Source organism: Brevundimonas sp., assembly GCF_036677305.1.
Taxonomy (GTDB): domain Bacteria; phylum Pseudomonadota; class Alphaproteobacteria; order Caulobacterales; family Caulobacteraceae; genus Brevundimonas.
The window spans coordinates 1-22,917 of the sequence record NZ_JAKFEB010000223.1 but is presented as its reverse complement, the minus strand read 5'-3'; the positions used below and the strand labels follow the sequence as shown (position 1 = coordinate 22,917).

The window sequence follows — 22,917 nt, the reverse complement described above, 5'->3', positions numbered from 1 at the left end:
GCCAGGGGCCATCTGACCCCGCGCCGCTTCGCCCAGCTGCTGGATCAGGCCGCGGTCGACGCCGGGATCGATCCGGCCCGGGTGAGTCCCCATGTCCTGCGGCACGCGTTCGCCACCCATCTGCTGGACGGCGGGGCGGACCTGCGCGTGGTCCAGACCCTGCTGGGCCATGCGGACATCGCCACGACCCAGATCTACACCCATGTCGCCACCGACCGGCTGGCGCAGGTGGTGAAAAGCAAACACCCTCTTGCGCGGGACGACTGAACCGTAGCTTGCTCCCCGGCGTTGACCTGACTAGGTTCCGCCGCCTTCCGATGCGCCAAGGGCGCGCCTGTTCCGGACGCCTTATGGCCGTGCACTACCTCGAGTTCGAAAAACCGATCGCCGATCTGGAGGCGAAGATCGAGGAGCTGAACCTGCTCTCCTCGACCTCCGGCTCGTTCGACGCCGAGGTGGAAGGGCTGCGCCAGAAGGCCGAGCAGCTTCGCAAGAAAACCTACGCCGGCCTTGACCCGTGGATGAAGACCCAGGTCGCGCGCCACCCGCAGCGGCCGCATTTCGTCGACTATGTCGACGGCCTGTTCACCGACTTCGTCGAGCTGAAGGGCGACCGGCAGTTCGGCGACGACCAGGCCATCCTGGGCGGTCTGGCCCGGTTCCGCGGCGCGCCCGTCGTGCTGATGGGCCACGAGAAGGGCTACGACACCCAGACGCGGGTCGTGCACAATTTCGGCATGGCGCGGCCCGAGGGCTATCGCAAGGCCGTGCGGCTGATGGATCTGGCCGAACAGTACGGCCTGCCCGTCCTGACCTTCGTCGACACGGCCGGCGCCTATCCGGGTCTCGGCGCCGAGGAGCGAGGCCAGGCCGAGGCCATCGCCCGCTCGACCGAGCGCTGTCTGACGCTGGGCGTGCCTTCGATCGCGACCATCACCGGCGAAGGCGGCTCCGGCGGGGCCATCGCCATCGCCGCGGCGGGCCGCGTGCTGATGCTGGAGCATTCGATCTACTCCGTGATCTCCCCGGAGGGCGCGGCGGGCATCCTGTGGCGCGACGGGGCCCGGGCCCGCGACGCGGCCATGGCCATGAAGATCACCGCTCCCGACCTGCTGGAACTCAGGATCATCGACCGGATCATCCCGGAGCCGATCGGCGGCGCTCACGCCGACCGCGACGCGGCCATCGCGACGGTGGGCGACGTCCTTGCCGAAGAGTTGAAGGCCTTGTCCGGACTGACGCCGGAACAACTGCGCAAGGCGCGCGCGGACCGGTTCTACGCCATCGGTCGCGCAAGTTAGTGTTAACCGCCCCTTCTACTCCTGCGTGCCATCTGCCACAGTTGCATAGGCGGTTCAGAATCGCCGGTTAGCCAGGTCCAGTATGAGCGGTGTTGGTGAGTCCCTTCGTGAGAGCGCGGTCATCAATCTGACTGCGGCCACGACAATGGTTGTCGATGATTCCGCATTCGGTCTCGATCTGACCTGCCAGGCCCTCAGAGGGTTCGGCATCCGGACCAGCTACACCTGCCAGAGCGCGGCCGAGGCCATGGAAATCCTGGCGGAACAGCCCATCGACCTTCTGGTGGTGGACTGCGAAATGCCCAGCGTTGACGGCTATGAGCTGGTCCGTTGGCTGCGCCGGTCGACGAAGGCGAACGCGCTGGCGCCCGTTATCATGACCGCCGCCCACGTACGCCGGTCCAAGATCGCGGAAGCCCGCGACTGTGGCGCGAATTTCGTGGTCACAAAACCGTTTAGCGCCGCGACCTTGCTTGAAAGAATCGTCTGGGTAGCCCGTGATACGCGTCCGTTCCTCGAGGTCGGCGACTATTTCGGCCCGGACCGCCGCATTCGCGATCTGGATCCGCCGGCCGAGGAGCGGCGCGCGGCTGTCCTCCGCAAGGCGGCTTTTGAATCGGAACAGGCCTCGCGGGCGGCCGCAAGACACGACCAGTAGATGGCAGTAATCACCCACGCCCGGAAGAAGTCGAACCTCTCCAGGATGATCGACTCCCCGGGCGGCGTCAGCGTCGGCGTCGCCCTGGCCCAGGCCCGGGCCAATATCGAGGCCAAACGCGCCGAGGCGATGGCGGTCGTCGAAACGCAGATCGCCGCCTTGGAGGCCGTGACGCCGCCGACCGGTCTCGAGGATCAGGCGTTCCGGCTCAACGAGGCCTATCGCGCGGCCAACGCCGTCATCGACGCGGCCAGTCCGTTCGAATTGCTGGATCTCTGCAGCGCCGCCAGCGGCCTGTGCGACCTGATCGACGGCGCGCCCGCCGACAAGACCTTCGACTGGCGCATCGTCACCGTCCACGCCCGCTCGCTCCGCCTGCTGCAGACGCTGCCGGTCGAGGAGACCGCGGCGCGGGCCACGGTGCTGGACAGCCTCAGGATGGTCTCCCGTCGCAAACTGCCGCCGGCGGACTGAGCGTTCAGGCCGGCTGGCGCTCGGTCCGGCCGCCGCGGGTCTGTTTCCGCCACAGCGCCGCATATTCCCCGCCCTGACGCGCCACCAGCTCATGGTGGGCGCCGCGCTCGACGATACGGCCGGCCTTCAGCACCAGGATCTGATCGGCGTCGGCGATAGTCGACAGGCGGTGAGCCACGACCAGCGTCGTGCGGCCGGTGCGGGCGCGGCGCAGCGTCTTCTGGATCGCGGCCTCGGTGCGGCTGTCCAGCGCGCTGGTCGCCTCGTCGAGGATGAGGATGCACGGATCCGCCAGCAGGGCGCGGGCGATGCCGACCCGCTGGCGTTCGCCGCCGGACAGTTTCAGCCCCCGCTCGCCGACCTTCGTGTCCATGCCGTCGGGCAGTTCGCGGATGAAGTTCGACAGTTCCGCGGCCTCGGCGGCGGCCCAGATGGCCGCCTCGTCCGCGTCGGGACGGGCGAAGCCGATGTTGGCGCGGATGGTGTCGTTGAACAGGGCCACGTCCTGCGGGACCAGGGCGACGGCGGCGCGCAGGGACTCTTGCGTCACCTGACGGGCGTCGAGGCCGTCGATCAGGACGCGCCCTTCCTGCGGGTCGAGCAGGCGCAGGGCCAGTTTGACGATCGTCGACTTGCCCGAGCCGGAGGGACCGACCAGCGCCGTCGTGGTGCCGGGAGGGGCGATGAAGCTGACGTCCTCCAGCCCGTTGGCGCGGGAGTCATGGCGGAAGCCGACCTGTTCGAAGGTCAGGGAGGCCCCGTTGGCGTCCGTCGGGCGCGGCAGGGGCTGGGCGTCGGGAGCATCCGCGACCTGCGGCGTCTGGCGGGTCACCTTCAGCATCTCCTCCATGTCGATGAAGGACTGGCGGATTTCACGGTAGGCGAAGCCGAGGATGTTCAGCGGCGCATAGAGGGAGATCATGATCAGCACGGCCGCCGTCACGTCACCGGGCCCCATGCGGCCGGCGGCGGCCTCGAAGCCCGCCATCACGCACATGATGGCGAGGCCGACGTTCATGATCACCGCCTGCATGATGTTCAGCAGGGCCAGGGAGCTGTTCGCCTTCAGGGCGGCGCGGGTGTAGTCGCCCAGCGCATTGTCATAGGTGCGGGCGGCCCGGGCCTCGGCCCCGAACGACTTGACGGTCTCGTAGTTGAGCAGGGCGTCGACGGAGACGCCGGCGGCCTCGGTGTCCGCGGCGTTCATCTCGCGCCGGTGCTCGAGCCGCCAGTTCGACAGGGCGAAGGTCGAGGCGGCGTAGACCACCACCACGCCGACGGCCACGGCGCCGAAACGCCAGTCGTATTTGCCCGCCAGCACGCCCGCGGCCAGCACCAGCTCGACGCCGGTGGGCACCAGGTTGAAGGCGAGGATGCGCATCAGGAAATCGACGGAGCGGGCGCCGCGGTCCATCGTCCGCGACAGCGAGCCCGAACGCTTGGTCTGGTGGAAGTCCAGCGACAGGCTGAGCGCATGGGCGAAGGTTTCGGCGGCGGCGGTCCGCTGCGCCGCCGATCGAACCGGGGCGAAGATGACGTCCGAGGCGTTGGGGGCGATGGCCGACAGCAGGCGCACGAAGGCCCAGCCGAGGGCGAAGGCCGCGAACCCCATGGCGAAGGCGACGCCTGTCCCCTGCCCCGCGGCCAGATGATTGACCGCCGCGCCCAGGACCAGCGGCGCCAGCACGCCCAGGGCCTTGCCGCCGAGGGTCATGGCGATGGCGGCGACCAGACGAAGATGGAGCTGCGGGGCGTTGGAGCGGCCGACCAGCCTGATCAGGTCGCCCAGCGCCCGCCATGTCGGCGGCCCGTCGGCGGTGGCTGGAGCGGCCCCCGCCTGCGCCGCCTTCGCTACTGAATCACCCCGTCGTCCCGACCGTTCACCGTGCATCGCCATGGGCGGACATATGGACTGCGAGGGGCGCAGCGCAAAGGGCTCTGCGTTCGCCCTCCCCTTTATGGGGAGGGAGAAGCCGGGTTCCCTATCCCCGCCGACCGCCGTGTTTCGCATACTCCAGCCGCGCCACGGTGCGGTTGTGGACCTCGTCGGGGCCGTCGGCGATGCGCAGGGTGCGGACCATGGCGTACATCTCGGCCAGGGGGGTGTCGGCCGAGACGCCGGCGCCGCCGAAGGCCTGGATGGCGTCGTCGATGACCTGCAGCGCCATGCGCGGGGCCGCGACCTTGATCTGGGCGATCTCGGACTTGGCGTTCTTGGCCCCGGCCTCGTCCATCATCCAGGCGGCCTTGAGCACCAGCAGCCGGCACATCTCGATATTGGTGCGGGCCTCGCCGACGCGCTGCTCCCAGACAGAATGTTCGGCCAGCGACTTGCGGAAGGCGGTGCGCGACAGCAGGCGCTGGACCATCAGCTCCAGCGCCCGTTCCGTCATGCCGATGACGCGCATGCAGTGGTGGATGCGGCCCGGCCCGAGGCGGCCCTGGGCGATCTCGAAGCCCCGCCCCTCGCCGGCGATCAGGTTCTCGACCGGGACGCGGACGTTCTCGAGCACCACCTCGGCGTGGCCGATCGGCAGTTCGTCATAACCGAACACCGACAGCATCCGCTCCACGCGGAAGCCGGGCGTGTCGACGGGGACGATGATCTGGGACTGCTGGGTGTGGACCGAGGCGTCGGGGTCGGTCTTGCCCATGACAATGGTCACCGCGACGTTCGGGTGGGCCATGTTGGTCGACCACCATTTGCGGCCGTTGATGACGTAGTGATCGCCATCGCGCTCGATCCGGGTCTGGATGTTGGTGGCGTCCGAAGAGGCCACCTCGGGCTCGGTCATCAGGAAGGCCGAGCGGATGTCGCCCGCCATCAGGGGCTTCAGCCATTTCGCCTGCTGGGCCTCGTTCCCGTACATATGGAGCACTTCCATATTGCCGGTGTCGGGGGCGTTGCAGTTGAACACCTCGGCCGACCACAGGTGGCGGCCCATCAGCTCGGCCAGCGGGGCGTATTCGAGGTTGGTCAGGCCGGCGCCGTGTTCTCCGGGCAGGAACATGTTCCACAGGCCGGCCTCGCGCGCCTTGGCCTTCATCTCCTCCATGGCCGGCGGCTGGCGGCGGGGGTTCTCGCGCACCTGGGCGCGGTATTCGTCCTCGCGCGGCAGGACGTGATCCTCAAGGAACCGGGCCACCCGCTCCTGCCAGTGCAGGGCCCTGTCGCTGTGGCGAAATTCCATGAGGTGCTCCAGTGCGGATCGAAAAACGGCGCGGCATCATGGGACGCCGCGCCGTGGTGGTCCTTGTCTCAGGTCAACGTCAGCGCTTCAGCAGCGGCGCCAGCTTCTGGGCGATCATCATGTCGCCGGCGATCTTCAGCTTGCCCTGCATGAAGGCCATCATGGGATCCAGCTGGCCGTTCGACAGGGCCATGAAGTCGTCCCAGCTGATCGACACCGTGGCGTCGGCGGGCTTGTCCTCATTGGTGACGGTGTTCGGCACGGAGGCGCCGTCGATGAAGATCTTGCCGGTGTCGCCCAGGTCGATCTTCACGGTCTTGCCGAGACCGGAATTGTCGCCCACGGCGCCGCGGATGTGTTCGGTGACTTGAGCCAGGTCGGCCATGGATCTCTCCCTGAAGGACGTTGAACCATCGACCTAGACCGCGCGGGAGGCGGCGCCAAGATCACGTCAGGTCAAGTTGGCGCGACGACGGGTGGATCAGCCGACCTCGGGGCCGTAGGGGCCGTCTCCGACCTCGTCGACGGGCCTTTCGTCGCGGGGCGGATAGTCGTTGCGCCCGGCGTCGCGCGGCGGCTGATACCGTGAGGGCTCGGACGAATACCGGCGCCGGTCCGCGCGGTCCTCCAGCTCGGCTCGCCGCTGATCCTCAAGCGCGTCCAGACGCGCCTGTCGGGCGCGGCGCTCGGCGCGGAAGTCCGGCAGGGGATTGTCGAAGCCGAACCAGCGTCGCTCGCGCTCGCGACGCGGCGGCTCCGACCCGGACGGGGCCGGCCCGTCGGACTCGGAGACATAGCGCCGCACAGCGGGCGGGCGCGAGGGCGGCTGATAGGGCGCGAAATCCTCATCGCCGCCCGGGACCATGTCGTAATAGGCGACCCGTGCCGAGGGAGGCGGCGGCACATAGCGGAAGCCGTCGACCAGCTCGCCGACGTCCATCACCGATCCGGCGACCAGATTCGGTTCGACCGGAGCGACAACCTCGATCCTGAGCGCTTCGTCCGCGGACACCGGCGCCGCATCGGGCAGGTCGACGAATTTCAGCCCCATCAGGCCGAGGGCCGCCACGCTGACCGCGGCGATGGCCGCCACATGCACGGGGCGAACCCGACGCGGTCCGGGACCAGATGCAGGGCGGGGCGATGACGGGTCGGGATACATGGGGGGCACCAGAACTGAAGCGGCGCTCCTGCAACCCCCCAGAGCGGGTCTGGTTCAAATTGGCGCCCGGCCGATCACCGGGCTCAGGCGAAACCCTGAATCCAACTCCTAGCTTCCAGCGAAGCGCGTCGGGTTTTGGCTGATTGCCGCCAAAGAGCGAGGCGTCAGAATGAATCATCTTCAAGTTTTCCCGCCCGGGGCCTGACAGGAGAATTCTGATGCATCGTCGTCTTTTCGGACTGGGACTGGCCGTTCTCGCGCTCGCCGCCTGTGAATCCACGCCCAGTATTTCGTCGGACACCGCGCCGGGCACGAATTTCGCCAACTACCGGACCTATGAATGGGTCGAGATCGCTCCGGGCGCGGGAATGAACCCGGTCGCGCTGGAGCGGATGCGGCGCGGCATAGAGGCCGCCATGGTGGCCAAGGGGTACACCCCCGCCAAACCCGGCGACCTCACCCTGATCATGACCGTGGGCGGCCAGGAACGGGTGGATGTTCACTCGTGGGGCCGGTTCGGACAGAACGTCGACACCTACCGCTACACCGAGGGCCGGCTGGCGCTGGACGTGTTCGACACCCGCACGACGCGGCCGGTCTGGCATGGCGAGGCGACCCAGATCATCGATCCGGGCCGGACGGATGCGGCGGCGATCGACGCCGCGGTCGCCGGCGTCATGGCGCAGCTCCCGCCGCGGGGATGATCGCGTCGTGACCGATCACCTTGCGATCGTCGCCCCTGACGAAGAGTTCTGGGAGGGACTGGAGTCCCTGTTCGCCGCCGCCGCCATCGACCTGACCATCATCAGGAAGCTGGACCTGTTCGGGGAACACCACCTGGAGCCCGCGAACACCATCGTCCTGGTCGACGCGGACCAGAACGTCGACCGGCGCGCCAATTTCGTCTCCGGCCTGGTGAGAAACCGGTTCGCCGGCGTCGTCACCGTGTCTCGCAACCTCAGCCTGTCGGAACGGGTGGCCCTGTTCTACATGGGCGCCGACCATTGCCTGGTCCGGCCGATCGACGGCGAGGAACTGGCCGCCATCACCAGCAATATGTTCCGGCATTCGCGGCTGGCCGCGCCGCTGCCGCGGGACGAGGCGACGCCGCCCTGGAAGCTGGATCTGCGGCAATGGCGGCTGACCACGCCGGGAGGCCATGACATCGGTCTTTCGGCCGGGGAGATGAGTTTGCTCGCCACCCTGTTCCGGGATCCCGGCAAGACGCATCTGCGCAACGATCTGAGGACCCAGCCGGCGGGGGCTTCCGAGGCCTGCGTCGGCAGAAGCCTGGACGTCCAGATCAGCCGCCTGAGGCGCAAGGTCGAGGACGCCAGCTCCATGACGCTGCCGCTGCGCTCGTCGCGGGGCGCCGGCTATGTCTTCGCCTCGCCGGCGACGATCATCCACGCGGACGCCGTCCCGAACTGAGCGTTCAGAGGATCTGGACGACCGCTTCGACCTGCACGCAGTAGTTTCCCGGCAGGCGCATGACGCCCACGGCCGAGCGGGCGTGCCGTCCCCGATCCTCGAAGACATCGACGATCAGGCTGGAACAGCCGTTTATGACCAGCTCGTGGTCGAGGAAACTGGGCGCCGCCTGGACAAAGCCGACGATCTTCAACACCCGGTCGACCCGATCCAGATCGCCCTGGCAGGCCGCCTTCATGGCGGCGATCAGATTGACGCCGCAGAGCCGGGCCCCGGTGATGGCCATCTCGAGATCGACATCGTCCCCGACCACCCCCTTGATGCCGAAATCCTGGACCTGCGACCGCTGGCCCGAGATGTAGACCAGCTGGCCCGACTGGGAGAAGGACATGTGGTTCCTGGCCGGCGAGGCGAGCGGGGGAAGGTCGATGCCCAGATCTTTCAGGCGCGCCTCTATCCGGGACATGACCCTGCCCTCCGCCGGCAGGCATGCGGATGGGGTCCCGTCAGGAGGCCGGCCGGCATTCCGCCCGCCTACTTCTTGATGCAGTAGACGTGATAGGCGCCGTCGATCTCGATCGCCCCCTCCACTTCCTTGGCGAAGCCGGGGAAGGCCTCGCCCCATTCCTGCAACACCCGGACAAAGGTCAGCCAGGCGCCGTCGGCCGGGCCGATATTCTCGCCCGGCATGACGATCGGGATGCCCGGCGGATAGGGAATGACCCCCACCGTCACCACGCGGTTCGCCATCCGGTCCAGCGGGACCAGTTCGGCCTCGCCGGCCATCAGCTTCTGGAAGGCGTGGCGCGGGAGCATCTCGGGCGTGGGCAGCTGGGCGTAGGCCTCGGCTTCCCAATGGCCCATCCGGCTTTCCCGGAGCCGGGCCCACATCTCGTCGCCGAGATCCTTCAGGCCCATGCCGGCGTAACGGTCGGGCGCGCCGGCGACCACCTTCGGCACGACCTGATCCAGCGGCGCATTGCGGTCGTAGTCGCGTTTGAACTCCAGCAGCGCATTGATCAGCGTGCCCCACTTGCCCTTGGTGACGCCCATCGAGAACAGGAACAGCACCATGTGGGAGGTCGTCCGGGACGGCACGATGCCCTGCTCGCCGAGATAGGCGGTGACCAGGTCCCCCGGGATGCCCTCGGCCGCCAGCTTGCCGTCCTCGCCCATGCCCGGACAGACGATGCCGAACTTGATGGGGTCCAGAAGGCACCAGCCCTCGGGCACGTCCTCGAAGCCGTGCCAGTGCTCTCCGGCTTTCAGGACCCAGCAGCTCGGGTCGTGGGTCAGCAGTTCGGAGGGTGCGTCGGCGAAGGCGTATTTCTTGCCGGTCTTCGGATCGACGACCTCGGGCGGATTCCAGGGGGCGAAGAACCATTCGCCCTTCTTGTCCAGGTCGCGGTGATAGCGGGCCATGGTCTGACGGCAGGCGATGGCCTCGTCGATGGTTTCCTGGGTCAGGGTCTCGCCGGCGGGGCCGTCCATCATGGCCGCCGCGACCTCGTTGCTGGCGATCAGCGGATACAGGGGCGAGGTCGAGGCCTGGGCCCCGTAGGCCTCGTTGAACCGGCCGTGCTCGATCGCGCCGCGGCCGTTGCGGACGTGGATGTAGGAGGTGAGCGACAGGGCGGCCAGCAGCTTGTGCGTCGAATGGGTGGAGAAGACGGTCGGCCCGCTTTCGTCGTGGCTGGACGGATCGCCCCGCATGGCCAGACGGCCCTCGTACATCGGATTGAAGCGGGCGTAGCCGTACCAGGCCTCGTCCAGATGCAGACGGTCGCAGCTCTGGCCCAGCAGCTTCTCGACGCCTTCGGAGTCGTAGCACATGCCGTCATAGGTGCAGTTGGTGACGACGCTGTAGACGGGCCGGGACTTCTTCGCCTTGCTGGCCAGCGGGTGGGCGGCGATCTTGGCGGCGATGGCCTTGGGGGCCATCTGGTCGGGGTGGATCGGGCCGATCACGCCGTAGCGGTTTCGCTTGGCCTGCAGGAAGACGGGGATGCCGCCGGTCAGGGCCAGGCCCTGTTCGATCGACTTGTGGCAGTTGCGGTCGCACAGGGCGATTTCGCCGTCGCCGATACAGGCGGTCATGATCGTCCGGTTGGACCCGGACGTGCCCGCCAGCACCGTATAGCTGCGGTCCGAGCCGAAGACCCGGGAGATGTAGTCCTCGCTCTCGCCGATCGGACCGAGGTGGGACAGCAGCGATCCCAGGGCGCCGCGTTCGATGCCCATGTCGGTGCGGAACAGCGCCTCGCCATAGGCCTCGTAGAACAGCTTGCCGATGGGCGATTTGGTCAGGGCGACGCCGCCCTGGTGCCCGGGCGCGGCCCAGGAATATTCCGCGTCCCGATTGTAGTTGATCAGGGCCCGGGTGAACGGCGGCAGCAGGGAATCGAAATACTTGTCCGTGGCCACGCAGATGCGCGAGGCGATGAACTCCGGGCTGTCCTGGAGCACCCAGATGAACTCGTTCACCAGGCCGGCGATCTCGACGTCGATGTTTTCGTGGATGGCCTTGCGCGCCAGGATGAAGATCGGCAGGCGCGCGTTTCGCCGCCGCGCCGCGCGAACCATCTCGGCCCCCTCGGCGTGGCTGGCGGCGTCGTTCTTGCCGAGGGTCCAGTCCACCAGAAGGGTCTGGATCGAGGAGTCGGAGCCGACGATCGCCGCCCCCTCCTCGAACGTCGGGGCCATGACGATCCTGACGTTGCGGTCGGCCAGGGCCGCGCCGATCGCCTCGATCCGGTGTCCTCCGTCGCCCACATAGAGGACGCTGGAGTGCAGTTGTCTGGGCTTGTTCGTGGCCATCGGACCTACCTTGTGCTCGCGGCGGCGGGAGCGGCGGGAGCGGCGGGCGCCGCTCCGGAGCCGCCGGCGAATGTTGCTGTCGAGTCGAAGAGCCGGCTGTCGTTGATGAAGCCCATGCCGCGCGCGGCATGGCAGCTCATGCAGGTCTCCCGGACCGCCGCGAACGCGGTGCGGGATCGCGCCTGATCACCGGATTCAAGCGCCGCGATGAGCTCGGTCCATTGGCGCCGGCCCATGTACTGAAGGCCGGCGTCCCCGGTGAAGCCGGGCCGTTTGAGCATGGCGATACGGGCGGTCTCGATGCTTTTTTCCGCCTCGAGGGACGCCAGTCGCAGGTTTCCCCGCTCGATCGCGTCATGCATGACGTCGAAGCGGACGCCGATCTCGGCCATGTGGATATCGAGGCCGCGCAGGGCCACCTCGATGCGCTGGAAGCGATCGCGGTCGCTGTCGGCGTCGAGCAGCCAGCTGTCGGACGGCGGCCGGCGTTGGGTGGTCAGGCCCAGGGCGCGGGGGGGATAGTCCCCCCGCTCGCGTTGAACCCGGTCGATCTCCTTCAGATCGAAATTCCGTTCCAGTCCCGCCGCCGGCGCGGGTCCCCGGTTTACGGCGGGGCCCTGCTGGTAGTCGTTGTCGAACGGGTGGGCCATCAGACCCCACACGAGGATCAGGCCGATGACCAAAGAGACCGCGAGGTAGTTTCCGATCTTTCCCATGGCGTCCTCCTCACACCTTGACCGGAGCGGGAGAGTCCGCGGCGACGCCGTGGATGCCTCCGGCCGCGATCCTGTCGTGCGACCGGGCGTAGAGCAGGGTGGTCAGCAGCAGGAAGATGAAGGTCCAGAACACCTGGGTGGAGTCGGAACCGATGACCGCCCACATGGCGTAGACCGTCGCGACCAGGATGATCCCGCGCCACAGCCACACCTTGTTGCCGAAGTGGGGCGAGCCGAGATCCCGAAGCGCCGCGCAGGTGTAGATGTACGGCAGCAGGGTCATGATCACGGAGATCGAGGCGATCATGCCGAACTGCTTGGCCGCGGTCGGCGAGATGGTCAGCAGCACGATGGCGGTCATCAGGCCGCCGACGATGATCAGACCCATGTAGGGCGTGCCGTTCTTGTTGACCTTGCCGAAGATCGCCGGGAACAGGCCGTCGTCAGCCGCAGCCTTGGCGGACTGACCCACCACCAGCGTCCAGCCGCCCAGGGAGCCCAGGCAGCCGGCGGCGGCGCAGAACGACACGATGGCCCCGCCGATCGGACCGACCGCGATGGTCACGGCGTCGGCGAAGGGCGCGCTGGAGTTCACCAGCACATCGTTGGGGATCATCCCCATGATGGCGGTGCTGGACAGCACATAGGAGACGGCGGCGATGCTGACGCCGCCCATGGTGGCGATGGGCACGTTCTTCTGCGGGTTCTCGACCACGCTGGCGACGACCGCCGCCGTCTCGACGCCGATGAAGGCCCACAGGGTGATGTTGAGCGTGCCCTGGACCGCGCTGATCGTGTCCTTGCCCGTGACGTTCCAGGCCTCGAGGTAGGTCTCGGGGCTGAACCAGAACCAGCCGAACAAGGCCACGCCGAAGATCGGGATGAAGACCAGGGACGTCGTGTACGACTGCACCTTCGTCACCGCGGCCGGTCCGACCATGTTGAGGAAGGTGAAGGCCCAGATGACGGCGATGGTGGCGATGGCCGCCATCATCGGGTCCTTGAGGAAGGGGAAGAAGTAGGCGAGGTAGCCCACCCCCACGACCGCCATGGCGATGTTGCCGATCCAGCCGGCGAGCCAGTAGACGGTGTTGGTCTGGTAACCCATGTAGGGCCCGAAGGCCTTTTTCACATAGGCGTATGACCCGCCCGCCCCGGTCTCGAACGACGCGAATTTCGCGTAGACGAGCGACAGGGACATGGCCCCGAGGATGGTGACGGCCCAGCCGTAGATGGCGATGCCGCCGGTGCCGGCGAGACTGGCGGGGAGCATGAACACCCCGGATCCCATGATGTTGCCCGCCACCATCAGGATGGCTGGAACAACCCCCACTTTCTTCATGTCGGCCATGACGCTGGATTCCCTTTTGTCTCGCTAGTCCGTTGAAATTGAATGGAACTGACAATCGGCATTCGGCTGGGCGCGCGGGTCATGGCGACTCCTTCAGGACCAGAAGGGTGGCCACGCCGTCCCTGACCTCGATCCCGTGCGTGTGGTGTTCGAAGCCGGGGAACAGGGCGTCGTATTTTTCCAGCCCGCGCAGGTAGCCGACGATCGGGCCGTCATCGGCCCCCGCCTGCTCGCCCGGCATCAGGATCGGAATTCCCGGCGGATAGGGCACGACGCCCGTGGCCGCCGTCCGGCCGGCCAGCTGGTCCAGGGTCACGCGCTCGACATTGCCGCGGACCAGTTCCTCATAGGCGGCGACGGGCGGAAGCGTCGGCACAGGCAGGGCCTCATAGGCCTCGCCCATCAGCCGGGTCGTGCCCAGGTCGCCCATCGCCTTGAACATGCTGTCGGCGAGGTCGCGCAGCCCCATCCCGGCATAGGTCTCGGGCGCGTTCTGCACCAGTTCCGGGAGGACCTGTTCCAGCGGCGCATTGCTGTCGTAGTCGCTGCGGAAGTCGAGCAGCGCGTTGAGCAGGGTGCCCCACTTGCCCTTGGTGATGCCCATGGAGAAGAGCACCAGCATGGTGAAGTCGGTGGTCTTCTCGACCACCACGCCGCGGTTCCCCAGATAGGCCGTGACGATCGGGGCGGGAATGCCGGTCTTCGCAAGCTTGCCGTTCGGCGACATCCCGGGCGCGACGATCGACACCTTGATCGGGTCGAGCATGCACCAGCCGTCCTCGAGATCGGCGAAGCCGTGCCATTCGGCCCCCGGCTCCAGCAGCCAGGCCGAGGACGTCGTCGCCAGCATCTCCGGATCGGCCTCGTGGAACGGAACCTTCTTGCCGGTTTTGGGATGGGCGGCCGTGGTCGGCTGCCAGCAGTTGAAGAACCAGCCGTCGGCCTCCGCCGAGTCGGCGGCGATGGACGCGACCTTCTGGCGGAAGGCGATGGCCTCGGAGATGCATTCGCCCGTCAGCTTTTCCCCGTCCTTGTCCATCATGGCCGAGGCCACGTCGCAGGAGGCGAGGATCGCGTAGTTGGGCGAGGTGGAGGCGTGCATCATGAACGCCTCGTTGAAGCGCGCATGGTCGATGGGACGCCGGCCGTCGCGGATGTGGATCATCGACGCCTGGCTGAGCGCGGCCAGCAGCTTGTGCGTCGACTGGGTCGAGAACATCGTCGGCTTGGTCGCCGCGTGGTCCTTCGGGTCGCCGTGCATGGCGAACCGGCCGGCGTACAGCGGATTGAACCGCGCATAGCCGAACCAGGCCTCGTCCAGATGCAGACGGTCGACGGTCTCGCCCAGCAGATCCTCGATCCGCGAGACGTTGTAGCAGAGCCCGTCGTAGGTGGAGTTGGTGATGACCGCATGGACCGGATTGCGGTCGACGTCGGGGCCCATCATGGCGTTGTCGGCGACCATCTTCTTGATCGCCTTGGGCGTCAGACGGCTGGGCGGGATGGGCCCGATCAGTCCCAGGGCGTTGCGGTTGGGGACCAGATAGACCGGCGAGGCGCCGGACATGGTCATCGCGTGCTCGACCGACTTGTGACAGTTGCGGTCGCACAGGGCGACCTGGCCCCGCGTCACGCTGGCCATCAGGATGACCCGGTTGGACATCGAGGAGCCGTTGGTCACGTAGTAGGACCGGTGCGAGCCGAACACCTTGGCGGTGTAGCGTTCGCCCTCCCCGATCGGTCCGGAGTGATCCAGCAGCGATCCGATGTCCCCGACCGAGATCGACAGGTCGGTGCGGAACATGGTCTCGCCGAAGAAGCGGAAGAAGGCGTTGCCCGCGACCGACTTCAGGAAGGCGGTGCCGCCCGTGTGGCCGGGCGTATGCCAGCTGTATTTGTAGACCCGGCTGAACTGCGCCAGGGCGCGGAACATCGGCGGCAGCACGGAATGGCGGTAGCGGTCGATGGCGGTGCGGATGCGGCCGCCGATGAAGTCGACCGTGTCCTCCAGCACCCAGATGTAGTCGTCCGCCTGGGTCAGGATGTCCGCGGACATGGTCGAGATCGAGGACCGGTCCGAGGTCAGGAAGATCGGCATCTGGTGATTGGCGGCGCGGGCGGCCGAGATGACCTCAGAGGCCTGGGCGCCGTCGTCGTCAGCGAGGTCCCAGTGCACCAGCACGCACTGGATCAGGGTGTCGGCGGCGAGGATCGCGCGCGCATCGTCCACCGACGAGGAATTGAGCACCTCGATCTCGCGCCGGTCCAGTTCGTTCACCAGCGACCTGAAGGCGCGGCTGGTGGCCGTGTCGCCGCCCTGTTCGGGGCGGACGATCAGGGCGCGCATGGGGACGCTGAGGCTGGAGTGGGTAGCGCTCATGTGAATGGCTCCAGGGCTGGTTCAGGCCGGCGCCGGGCCAGCACGACGTAGATCGGGAGGGCGAGGAACATCAGGATCAGGGTCCACATCGCCGCGGTGGCGCCCGAGCCGAAGACGACCCACACCGAGAAGCCGAAGGCGATCACGGCGGCGGGCGTATAGGGGCCGATCCGCCAGCCCCCGCCCCGGTCGACCAGGGACCTGACCAGCATCGCCTCGGCCATGGTGCAGAAGATGTAGGGGACCATGTTGGCGGTGGTGCTGAGCTGGACCAGGACCTCGTAGGCGGCGGCCAGCGCCTGCCCGCCTGTGCCCTGGAGCACCAGCAGCACCGACGAGAACGAGAGCGAGACGGCCACGCCCGCGGCGGGCGCCCCCTTCGCATTGATCCGGTTGAAGACGCGCGGGAACGCCCCGTCGCGCGCCGCCGCGAGCGGCACCTGTCCGAGAAGGAGGGTCCATCCGTTCAGGGCGGCGAAGGATGAAATCACCACCGCCAGCCCCATCAGCGTCGCCGCCCACGGCCCCCACATGACGCGCGCCGCATCCGTGAAGGGCGAGGACGACGCCGCCAGCGCCTCGCGCGGAATGACGCCCATCACGGCGATGGTGCAGAAGATGTAGAGGAGCGCGCATACGCCCGTGCCGATCAGGGTGGCGCGCGGGATCGTCACCTTCGGATTGTCGACGTCTCCGGCCGGAACGGTCGCGGATTCAATTCCGAGGAAGGCGAACATGACCAGCGGCGCGAGCGTCGAAAGCGCCCCCATGACGGGCATGCCCGACGGGTTCAGCGGCACGAGGTTTTCCGGCCTGATCCAGAACAGGCCGATGGTGCCGACGGCGATGAAGGGCAGGATTTTGAGCGCCACGGCCCAGCGCTGCAGCGACCCGACGGTCGCCGTGCCGCGGAAGCTCAGCAGACCGACCGCCCACATCGCCGCGAGGGCGACCCCGACCGTCATCCAGGGGTCTTTCGGCGCGCCGGGAAAGAAGGCCAGCAGATAGCCGGCCAGCGTCAGGGCGATGGCCGGCAGGGACGCCCAGATGGAGATCCAGTAGGTCCAGGCGACCATGAATCCGCTCAGCGGTCCGAACGCCTGCCGGGCGAAGGCGTAGGGCCCGCCGGTCGCGGGGGAGATCGACGACAGTCGGGCGAAGACGATGCCGATGCACATCGCGCCGATGGCCAGCAGGAACCAGCCCAGCACCGCGACCATGCCGAACGGCGCCAGGGCCGCCGGCGAAAGATAGAAACCTGCGCCCACCACATTGCCGATGATCAGGCAGATGCAGGTCACCAGGCCCAGCGGCTTGGGGGGCGCGGCGGCTGCGGTCATTGCCGGCCCATGATCGTGACGCCGTAGCTGTAGCGCAGCGAGAACTGCACCCGCACGTCCTCGCCCTCGTCCCCGTTGTTGTCCTCACGGGTGCCGTAGAGAAGTTCGCCGCCGATCAGCAGGGCGTCGCTGGGCTTGTAGAGAAGGTTCACGGAGGCGTAGTCGCCCCGGTGGAAGGCGTCGCCTGCCTGGAGGTTGGTGTTGTTCAGGTTGGTCCGGCTGACGCCGATCGCGCTGGACCACTGGTCGTTCCAGCTCTGCTCGAAATAGGCCATCACGCCGTAGATTTCGGCCGGCTGCGCCTCGACCGTCAGGCTCGCGGTGTCCAGCTCGGGCGCCAGGTCGGTGCCGCCGTCGTTGAAGTAGCTGGCGATGCCCTCGCCATAGACGCCGCCGGCGCGGAAGACGCTGTTCTCACCGAGGTTGAAGACGCCGGTGAGGTTGAGGCCCCAGCCCATTTCGCCGCCGTTCGGCTCGCCGCCAGGCGCGCCGGCGGTTTCGAAGCCGACGCGCCGCACGACCCCGCCCAGCCGGACGTGGCCCCAGTCGCCGCTGAACCGCCCGGCGAGGAGCAGGTCGGGATATTTCTGGGTGGAGGTCAGATTGGCGCCGAGCGCGGGATCGAGGACCCTGATCAGGCCCGGGTCCACGTCATTGCCCGGCAGTTCGAGCGAGGCGGCGAAATACGTCGAGTCCGAGTTGACGAACGCATAGCGGATGCCGGCGTTCTTCACATAGATCATCCCCGCCGGACCCCAGTAGTCGATGATGTTCGGGAACAGGTCCGGATCCATCAGCAGGGTCTTGTCGTAGCCCGCCAGCACCGGCCCCCACTCGACCGACGCGCGCTGCAGGTGGAAGGTGGTTTCACCCTCGTTGGAGCCCGATCCGAACAGGTCGAACTCGAAGGAGACCTTTGCATCCCGACCATTGACCGGGGCCGCGCCCGAGATGCCGAACAGGGTCTGGCGGGCGCTGAAATTGGCCTGGCCGTCCTCGCCGAAGAGGTCCGGCGTGGTGGGAATCTTGGAGGGGCGGAAGGCGCCGACCCAGTTCGGATCCATCCGGTTGAAGTCGTAGATGGCGTCCAGTTGCACCGAGCCGTAGAGCTCGATCGTCACATCGTTGGTCACGAGGGGCGGCCGATCCTTGCCGCCGGCCTCCGTCTGGGCCTGGGCCAGGCCGGGCGCGGCCAACGGAACCAACAAGCCAAGCGCGATCGCTGCTGTCTTTAGCATGGACGACTTCCCGATAATTTCGTCGCAACTGGATCCTTCCAGAACAGCGCGAGTTCACTATTCGGCCCATGCTCCGGTCAATGTTATTGTATGTAATTGATTGAAACATCTCGGTATTTTTTGCCTTTTGTTACGCTCAATTACCAATTGTAACGTCGGCGCAACCGGCGACTGCCTGTAGTTTACTTGTTACGGGCGGCTCTCCCCTCGGACGAGCATGACGGATACATGCGCGAAGCTTGACGGCTCGCACCTACTGACAGGCGACGCGATGTTCGACACACGGTTCAGCGGGGCATGAGCGAAGACCCGTCAGCGGCGCGCATGGGATCCGCCGAGGCCCGCGTCCTCGGCGCGTCGCTGGCGCTGACGGTCGTGGTGGCGATCGGCGGGATTATCTGCGGCCTCATTTCCGGATCGATGGCCATCATCTTCGACGGCCTGTTCTCCGGCATCGACGCGGCCATGACGGCGGTGGCGCTGCAGGTCGCGCGACTGGTCCGGCGGGAAACCGACATGCGCCACCAGTTCGGCTACTGGCATTTCGAGCCGCTGGTGCTGGCGCTCAACAGCAGCGTCCTCACGCTTCTCTGCATCTACGCCTTCGTCAACGCGGTCGCCGGGCTGATCAACGGCGGACACGCCACGGAGCTGGGTCTCGCCCTCGTCTACAGCGGACTGGTGTCGGTCGGCTGTATCGCGATGTACGTCTATCAGCGCACGGCCAACCGGGCGCTGAAGTCGGACCTGGTCAGCCTGGACATGCAGGGATGGCTGATGTCGGGCGTCATCTCCCTGGCCCTGCTGGGCTCGTTCGGCCTCGCCATCCTGCTCCGCGGCACGCGGTTCGAGGGCTTTGCGGCCATCGCGGACCCGCTGGTCCTCGCCCTCCTGGCGCCCCTGCTGCTGATCGGTCCCGTCCGCGCCGCCCGCAAGGCGTTCCGCGAGGTCTTCATGATCACGCCCCCCGCGCTCGACCGCCATGTCAGGGCTGTTCTGGACGACGTGGCGAGCCGCGAGGGCTTCCTCGACTACACCAGCTACAGCACCAAGGTCGGGCGGGCCGAGTTCGTCGAACTGTACATTCTGCTACCCGCGGACAGTCAGGGCGGCATCGGAGAGCTGGACGCCCTGCGCGAACACATTGAAACGGCCCTCGGGAAGTCCCGGAACGAACGCTGGCTGACCGTATCCTTCACCGCGGATCCGCGCTGGATGAAGCCCCGCTCGTGGAGCCCTCACACGGGCCGGACGTAGGCGGACGCCTCCGGTCCGTAGCCCTTGGCCGGATCGGGGCGATAGCCGTCGTAGCGCGTGAAGCCCGTCCGCTCCCAGAAGCCGTGGGCGTCGCCGACCGCCATCAGGAAGACGGTCGCGAAACCGCCCGCCCGGGCCTGCGCCGTCACCATGTCCAGGGCCACGAGCGCATGGCCGTGTCCGCGCACCGACGGCAGCAGCGCCATGTCGTGCAGATAGAAGCAGTCGGGCTTGTCCGGCAGCGCGCCCAGGGCCGTGTTCAGGGCCGGAGGCTCGCCGAGGAGCCAGGGATGGGAAACGAAATAGCCGTACAGCCGCGAGTCGTCGGCGAGGACGAAACAGCCCTCGGGATAGACCGCGAGGCGATCGCGCACGACAAACGGGTCCTCGGGATAGGACAGATGGATCGCATTGGCGACATCGGACGCCGTGGCGGCGTCGTCGGATCGCATGGGACGCCATTGCATGTCCGAAACTCCTCGACCGGACCGGAACCCGCCGCTCGCGGGCGGCATCCCGGTGTGTTCGCAGACCGAACGCGCGAGGGGAAGGTCTGGCGGAGACGCAGGGATTCGAACCCTGGGTACCCCTTACAGGGTACGACGATTTAGCAAACCGTTGCCTTCAGCCACTCGGCCACGTCTCCGGCAGGCGGCGTGATTAGCCGAGGCCGAAGGCGGACGCAACGGGGGACGGACGCCCTCGTGCGTTAACGGGACAGTGAGAGCGGGCGTGCAAGGTGTCCGGGAACCCTTCGCGAGCCCCATGTCAGACGCCGCCACCCGCCGCCCCCTGTTCGACGCCGGCCTGTCAGGGCCGGAAGGCCTGGACGCGTCCGGGCTTCAGGCGCTGGCCGCCTCGGCGGTCGCCGGGCCGGAGGTCGAGGGCGCCGCGCGGCGGGGTCCGTTCCGGCCGGACGTGTGGCGCAACGCCCGGCAGAGACACGCCTCACGGCTGGCCGCGCACTATTTTCGCGCCCTGGACGTTCTGGCCGTGGCCGGCGTCACCCTGTTGTGCGCATGGGCCGCGGTGTCCGGCCCCCTGCTCCATGCGCCGCTGTCGCAGATTCTGCCGTTCGCCCTGGGCGCCCTGACCATTCTGGGCCTGTTGCGATCGCTGGGGCGATACCGGTTCGCGCGCGGCCAGCAGACGGCGCTGCATCTGGCGTCGGTAGCGGCGATCGTCGCCGCCGGCGCCGCGGTCGCCATGACCTCCGGCTGGGCGCTGCAGGGCGCCGGAGCCCAGTGGGCGGCATGGCTGGTCTGGTCGGGCCTGGTGATGGTCACGCTGAACGCCCTGCACATGGGATGGAGCGACATCGTCTCGCGGTGGCGCGCGTCCGGCGCCCTGACGCCCAACATCGTGCTGGTGGGGGCGACCCGCCACGCCGAGGCCCTGATCCGGGAGGCGCTGAAGCGGCGCGACCTGAACGTGCTGGGCATCTTCGACGACCGGCTGGCGCGCAGCCCGCGGGCCATCGAGGGCGTGCCGGTTCTGGGCACGGCCGACGACCTGCTGACCCACAAGATGACGCCCTATGTCGACCGGATCGTGCTGGCCATCAACCCGAAGGCCGAGGCCCGCGTGCGCGACCTGACCGCCCGCCTGCGGACCCTGCCCAACGAAGTGACCCTGCTGGTCGAGCCCAAGGACGAGGCCGAGACCCGGTCGGCCCTGAACCGTCTGGCCGCCGCGCCGCTGGCGGACGTGCAGGGCCCGGTCGACGACGACCGTCGGGCCTTCAACAAGCGGCTTCAGGACATGATCGTGGGCCTCGCGGCGCTGGTGCTGCTGGCCCCGGTCATGGCCGGGGTCGCGCTGGCGATCCGCATGGACAGCCCGGGACCCATCTTCTTCCGCCAGCGCCGCCACGGCTTCAACCACGAGGAAATCGTGGTGTGGAAATTCCGCTCGATGAAGCAGGAATCCGCCGACGCCACCGCCAGCCGGCAGGTCACCCATGACGACGACCGCATCACCCGCATCGGGCGGTTCATCCGCAAGACCAGCCTGGACGAACTGCCCCAGCTGCTGAACGTCATCACCGGCGAGATGTCGCTGGTCGGTCCGCGGCCACACGCCATCGGCATGAAGACCGGCCATATCGAAAGCGCGCGTCTGGTCGCCGAATACGCCCACCGCCACCGCATCAAGCCGGGCATGACCGGCTGGGCCGCCGTCAACGGCTCGCGCGGGCCGCTGCACACCGCCCAGGACGTGCGCCGCCGCGTGCAGCTGGACATCGACTATGTCGAGAACCAGTCGTTCTGGCTGGACCTGTGGATCATGGCGGTGACCCTGCCGGTGCTGCTGGGCGACCGCGCGGCGGTACGCTGATGTTCTGGCGCGGCGTCTGGGGCTATCTGCCCGCCAATATCGTGCAGGGGGTGGTCGGCTTTCTGGCCATCGTCCTGTTCACCCGCCTGCTGAGCGCCGAGGAGTTCGGCCGCTACGCCCTCGCCTTTTCGGTCATGACCCTCGCCCATGTGGCGGTGTTCAGCTGGCTGGAAGCGGCCATGGCGCGGTTCTGGGCGGCCCAGTCGCCGGGCGCCGAGACCTGGGGCCATTTCGCCAGCCTGTACCGGACGGCCTTCGCCCTCAGCGCGGGGTTCGTGGTGATCGCGGGCGTCGCGGTCTGGCTGTTTCCGTTCGATCCCCTGTTCAAACTGGCCCTGGCCGCCGGTCTGGCCGGAGCGCCGGCGCGCTGTCTGGTCAAACTGGGTCAGGAGCGGTTCCGCGCCGCCGGCGAGGTGGGCAAGGCCGCCGGTCTGGACATGGCCGTGGCCGTCGGCGGCCTGGTCATCGGCGTCGGCTTCGCCCTGATCGGAGCCGGCGGCGCCGCGCCCCTTCTGGGCCTGGGTCTGGCCCCCCTGGCCGCCCTGCCCTTCGTCCTGCCGGGCGAGATGAGACAGGCGAAGGGCGGCGCCTTCGAGCCGGAACGGGTGCGGGCCTACGCCCTGTACGGCTATCCCATCGCCGCCTCGCTGGCGTTGACGGTGGTGCTGTCCTCGACCGACCGGTTCCTGCTGGCCCTGTTCATGGATGAGGCGGCGGTGGGCGCCTATCACGCCGGCTATTCGATCGCGAACCGCACCCTCGATGTCCTGTTCCTTTGGCTGGGCTCGGCCGGCCAGCCGGCGCTGGTCATGGCGCTGGAGCGGGGCGGGCTGGAGCGGCTGAAGGAAGCCGCGCGGGAGCAGCTGTCGACCTTCCTGCTGATCGGCCTGCCCGCGGCGGCCGGCGTGGCGCTGGTGGCGCGGCCGCTGGCCGAACTGCTGATCGGCGAGGAGCTGCGGGCCGCGGCGGCGGGCGTGACGCCGTGGATCGCCCTGTCGGCCCTGCTGTTCGGGCTGACCGCCTATTATTTCGGCCAGGCCTTCACCCTCGGCAAGAAGACGAAGCGGTTGCTGATCGCCATGGCGATCCCGGCGGTCGCCAATGTGATCCTGAACCTGATCCTCGTGCCCCGCTTCGGCCTGATGGGCGCGGCGTGGGCGACGGCGGCCAGCTTCGGTCTCGGCCTGATCGCCACCATGCTGATCGGCCGCCGGGTCGTGGCCCTGCCCATCCCGTGGGAGAGTCTGGTCCGCTGCGCCGTGGC

Annotated in this window: 21 protein-coding genes and 1 tRNA gene; 9 read left to right on the top strand and 13 right to left on the bottom strand. The window is 67.9% G+C overall.

Annotation, left to right across the window (positions count from 1 at the left end; all coding sequences use genetic code 11):
• From V6M42_RS12885 to V6M42_RS12870, 4 genes are all read left to right on the top strand, one after another.
• A partial coding sequence (locus tag V6M42_RS12885; protein WP_332678834.1) for a tyrosine-type recombinase/integrase occupies window positions 1-267 on the top strand: 267 nt, incomplete at its 5' end.
• Window positions 268-350: 83 nt separating this feature from the next.
• Window positions 351-1,301: an acetyl-CoA carboxylase carboxyltransferase subunit alpha gene (locus V6M42_RS12880; protein WP_332660656.1), complete on the top strand. Its 951-nt coding sequence runs from the start codon at window positions 351-353 to the stop codon at window positions 1,299-1,301.
• Between the two features lie 82 nt (window positions 1,302-1,383).
• Complete coding sequence (locus V6M42_RS12875) at window positions 1,384-1,959, top strand: response regulator (RefSeq protein ID WP_332678832.1); 576 nt, start codon at window positions 1,384-1,386, stop codon at window positions 1,957-1,959.
• Window positions 1,960-2,433 (top strand): chemotaxis protein CheE, encoded by a 474-nt coding sequence (locus V6M42_RS12870; RefSeq protein ID WP_332678830.1) that lies wholly within the window; start codon window positions 1,960-1,962, stop codon window positions 2,431-2,433.
• A gap of 4 nt (window positions 2,434-2,437) precedes the next feature.
• On the opposite strand, the gene V6M42_RS12865 is transcribed toward V6M42_RS12870, so the two are convergent.
• The 4 genes from V6M42_RS12865 to V6M42_RS12850 form a co-directional block, all read right to left on the bottom strand.
• Window positions 2,438-4,324, bottom strand: coding sequence for an ABCB family ABC transporter ATP-binding protein/permease (locus V6M42_RS12865; protein ID WP_332678835.1), 1,887 nt, complete (start codon window positions 4,322-4,324; stop codon window positions 2,438-2,440).
• Between the two features lie 91 nt (window positions 4,325-4,415).
• Entirely contained in the window at window positions 4,416-5,624 is a 1,209-nt protein-coding gene (locus V6M42_RS12860) for an acyl-CoA dehydrogenase family protein (protein ID WP_332660660.1), read from the bottom strand.
• A 79-nt stretch (window positions 5,625-5,703) separates the two neighbouring features.
• Window positions 5,704-6,009 carry an SCP2 sterol-binding domain-containing protein gene (locus tag V6M42_RS12855; RefSeq protein ID WP_332660661.1) on the bottom strand — a complete coding sequence of 102 codons (306 nt, stop codon included), beginning with the start codon at window positions 6,007-6,009 and terminating at the stop codon, window positions 5,704-5,706.
• Between the two features lie 96 nt (window positions 6,010-6,105).
• A complete protein-coding gene (locus V6M42_RS12850; protein ID WP_332678829.1) occupies window positions 6,106-6,723 on the bottom strand; it encodes a hypothetical protein in 618 nt (205 codons plus the stop codon).
• A gap of 281 nt (window positions 6,724-7,004) precedes the next feature.
• On the opposite strand from V6M42_RS12850, the gene V6M42_RS12845 reads away from it, so the two are divergent.
• Both V6M42_RS12845 and V6M42_RS12840 read left to right on the top strand, forming a co-directional pair.
• On the top strand, window positions 7,005-7,490 hold the full coding sequence (locus V6M42_RS12845) for a DUF4136 domain-containing protein (RefSeq protein ID WP_332678828.1): 486 nt from the start codon (window positions 7,005-7,007) through the stop codon (window positions 7,488-7,490).
• Window positions 7,491-7,497: 7 nt separating this feature from the next.
• Window positions 7,498-8,217, top strand: coding sequence for a winged helix-turn-helix domain-containing protein (locus V6M42_RS12840; protein ID WP_332660666.1), 720 nt, complete (start codon window positions 7,498-7,500; stop codon window positions 8,215-8,217).
• 4 nt (window positions 8,218-8,221) lie between these two features.
• On the opposite strand, the gene V6M42_RS12835 is transcribed toward V6M42_RS12840, so the two are convergent.
• The 7 genes from V6M42_RS12835 to V6M42_RS12805 form a co-directional block, all read right to left on the bottom strand.
• Window positions 8,222-8,683 carry a RidA family protein gene (locus V6M42_RS12835; protein ID WP_332660668.1) on the bottom strand — a complete coding sequence of 154 codons (462 nt, stop codon included), beginning with the start codon at window positions 8,681-8,683 and terminating at the stop codon, window positions 8,222-8,224.
• A gap of 68 nt (window positions 8,684-8,751) precedes the next feature.
• Entirely contained in the window at window positions 8,752-11,034 is a 2,283-nt protein-coding gene (locus V6M42_RS12830; RefSeq protein WP_332660669.1) for an Orn/Lys/Arg decarboxylase N-terminal domain-containing protein, read from the bottom strand.
• Between the two features lie 5 nt (window positions 11,035-11,039).
• Complete coding sequence (locus V6M42_RS12825; protein ID WP_332660671.1) at window positions 11,040-11,750, bottom strand: hypothetical protein; 711 nt, start codon at window positions 11,748-11,750, stop codon at window positions 11,040-11,042.
• Between the two features lie 10 nt (window positions 11,751-11,760).
• Complete coding sequence (gene adiC / locus V6M42_RS12820; RefSeq protein ID WP_332660673.1) at window positions 11,761-13,101, bottom strand: arginine/agmatine antiporter; 1,341 nt, start codon at window positions 13,099-13,101, stop codon at window positions 11,761-11,763.
• Window positions 13,102-13,180: 79 nt separating this feature from the next.
• Window positions 13,181-15,481, bottom strand: coding sequence for an Orn/Lys/Arg decarboxylase N-terminal domain-containing protein (locus tag V6M42_RS12815; protein WP_332678827.1), 2,301 nt, complete (start codon window positions 15,479-15,481; stop codon window positions 13,181-13,183).
• Window positions 15,478-16,821: an amino acid permease gene (locus V6M42_RS12810; protein ID WP_332660675.1), complete on the bottom strand. Its 1,344-nt coding sequence runs from the start codon at window positions 16,819-16,821 to the stop codon at window positions 15,478-15,480. The genes V6M42_RS12815 and V6M42_RS12810 overlap by 4 nt, the downstream gene beginning before the upstream one ends.
• Window positions 16,818-18,029 carry a DcaP family trimeric outer membrane transporter gene (locus V6M42_RS12805; RefSeq protein ID WP_332678825.1) on the bottom strand — a complete coding sequence of 404 codons (1,212 nt, stop codon included), beginning with the start codon at window positions 18,027-18,029 and terminating at the stop codon, window positions 16,818-16,820. Before V6M42_RS12805 ends, V6M42_RS12810 begins: the two co-directional genes overlap by 4 nt.
• A 327-nt stretch (window positions 18,030-18,356) precedes the next feature.
• Here V6M42_RS12805 and V6M42_RS12800 point away from each other — a divergent pair, with 327 nt between their 5' ends.
• Entirely contained in the window at window positions 18,357-19,316 is a 960-nt protein-coding gene (locus V6M42_RS12800; RefSeq protein ID WP_332678823.1) for a cation diffusion facilitator family transporter, read from the top strand.
• Here the strand turns inward: V6M42_RS12800 and V6M42_RS12795 are convergent.
• A complete protein-coding gene (locus tag V6M42_RS12795) occupies window positions 19,298-19,783 on the bottom strand; it encodes a GNAT family N-acetyltransferase (RefSeq protein WP_332678821.1) in 486 nt (161 codons plus the stop codon). The genes V6M42_RS12800 and V6M42_RS12795 overlap by 19 nt on opposite strands.
• 87 nt (window positions 19,784-19,870) lie before the next feature.
• Window positions 19,871-19,962: transfer RNA gene (locus V6M42_RS12790), tRNA-Ser, on the bottom strand.
• A gap of 119 nt (window positions 19,963-20,081) precedes the next feature.
• Here V6M42_RS12790 and V6M42_RS12785 point away from each other — a divergent pair.
• Window positions 20,082-21,653, top strand: a complete 1,572-nt coding sequence (locus tag V6M42_RS12785; RefSeq protein ID WP_332678819.1) for an exopolysaccharide biosynthesis polyprenyl glycosylphosphotransferase — start codon at window positions 20,082-20,084, stop codon at window positions 21,651-21,653.
• Window positions 21,653-22,917: lipopolysaccharide biosynthesis protein (locus V6M42_RS12780; RefSeq protein ID WP_332678818.1), on the top strand; the 1,265-nt coding region annotated here is incomplete at its 3' end. The genes V6M42_RS12785 and V6M42_RS12780, both read left to right, overlap by 1 nt.

What these genes read in the sequence shown, in the direction of transcription:
- V6M42_RS12880 (WP_332660656.1), top strand. Translation starts at nt 351, where the DNA reads ATGGCCGTGCACTACCTCGAGTTCGAAAAACCGATCGCCGATCTGGAG.
- adiC (WP_332660673.1), bottom strand. Translation starts at nt 13,101, where the DNA reads ATGGCCGACATGAAGAAAGTGGGGGTTGTTCCAGCCATCCTGATGGTG.
- V6M42_RS12795 (WP_332678821.1), bottom strand. Translation starts at nt 19,783, where the DNA reads ATGCAATGGCGTCCCATGCGATCCGACGACGCCGCCACGGCGTCCGAT.
- V6M42_RS12815 (WP_332678827.1), bottom strand. Translation starts at nt 15,481, where the DNA reads ATGAGCGCTACCCACTCCAGCCTCAGCGTCCCCATGCGCGCCCTGATC.
- V6M42_RS12855 (WP_332660661.1), bottom strand. Translation starts at nt 6,009, where the DNA reads ATGGCCGACCTGGCTCAAGTCACCGAACACATCCGCGGCGCCGTGGGC.
- V6M42_RS12875 (WP_332678832.1), top strand. Translation starts at nt 1,384, where the DNA reads ATGAGCGGTGTTGGTGAGTCCCTTCGTGAGAGCGCGGTCATCAATCTG.
- V6M42_RS12870 (WP_332678830.1), top strand. Translation starts at nt 1,960, where the DNA reads ATGGCAGTAATCACCCACGCCCGGAAGAAGTCGAACCTCTCCAGGATG.
- V6M42_RS12785 (WP_332678819.1), top strand. Translation starts at nt 20,082, where the DNA reads ATGTCAGACGCCGCCACCCGCCGCCCCCTGTTCGACGCCGGCCTGTCA.
- V6M42_RS12845 (WP_332678828.1), top strand. Translation starts at nt 7,005, where the DNA reads ATGCATCGTCGTCTTTTCGGACTGGGACTGGCCGTTCTCGCGCTCGCC.
- V6M42_RS12810 (WP_332660675.1), bottom strand. Translation starts at nt 16,821, where the DNA reads ATGACCGCAGCCGCCGCGCCCCCCAAGCCGCTGGGCCTGGTGACCTGC.
- V6M42_RS12830 (WP_332660669.1), bottom strand. Translation starts at nt 11,034, where the DNA reads ATGGCCACGAACAAGCCCAGACAACTGCACTCCAGCGTCCTCTATGTG.
- V6M42_RS12825 (WP_332660671.1), bottom strand. Translation starts at nt 11,750, where the DNA reads ATGGGAAAGATCGGAAACTACCTCGCGGTCTCTTTGGTCATCGGCCTG.
- V6M42_RS12865 (WP_332678835.1), bottom strand. Translation starts at nt 4,324, where the DNA reads ATGCACGGTGAACGGTCGGGACGACGGGGTGATTCAGTAGCGAAGGCG.
- V6M42_RS12800 (WP_332678823.1), top strand. Translation starts at nt 18,357, where the DNA reads ATGAGCGAAGACCCGTCAGCGGCGCGCATGGGATCCGCCGAGGCCCGC.
- V6M42_RS12860 (WP_332660660.1), bottom strand. Translation starts at nt 5,624, where the DNA reads ATGGAATTTCGCCACAGCGACAGGGCCCTGCACTGGCAGGAGCGGGTG.
- V6M42_RS12835 (WP_332660668.1), bottom strand. Translation starts at nt 8,683, where the DNA reads ATGTCCCGGATAGAGGCGCGCCTGAAAGATCTGGGCATCGACCTTCCC.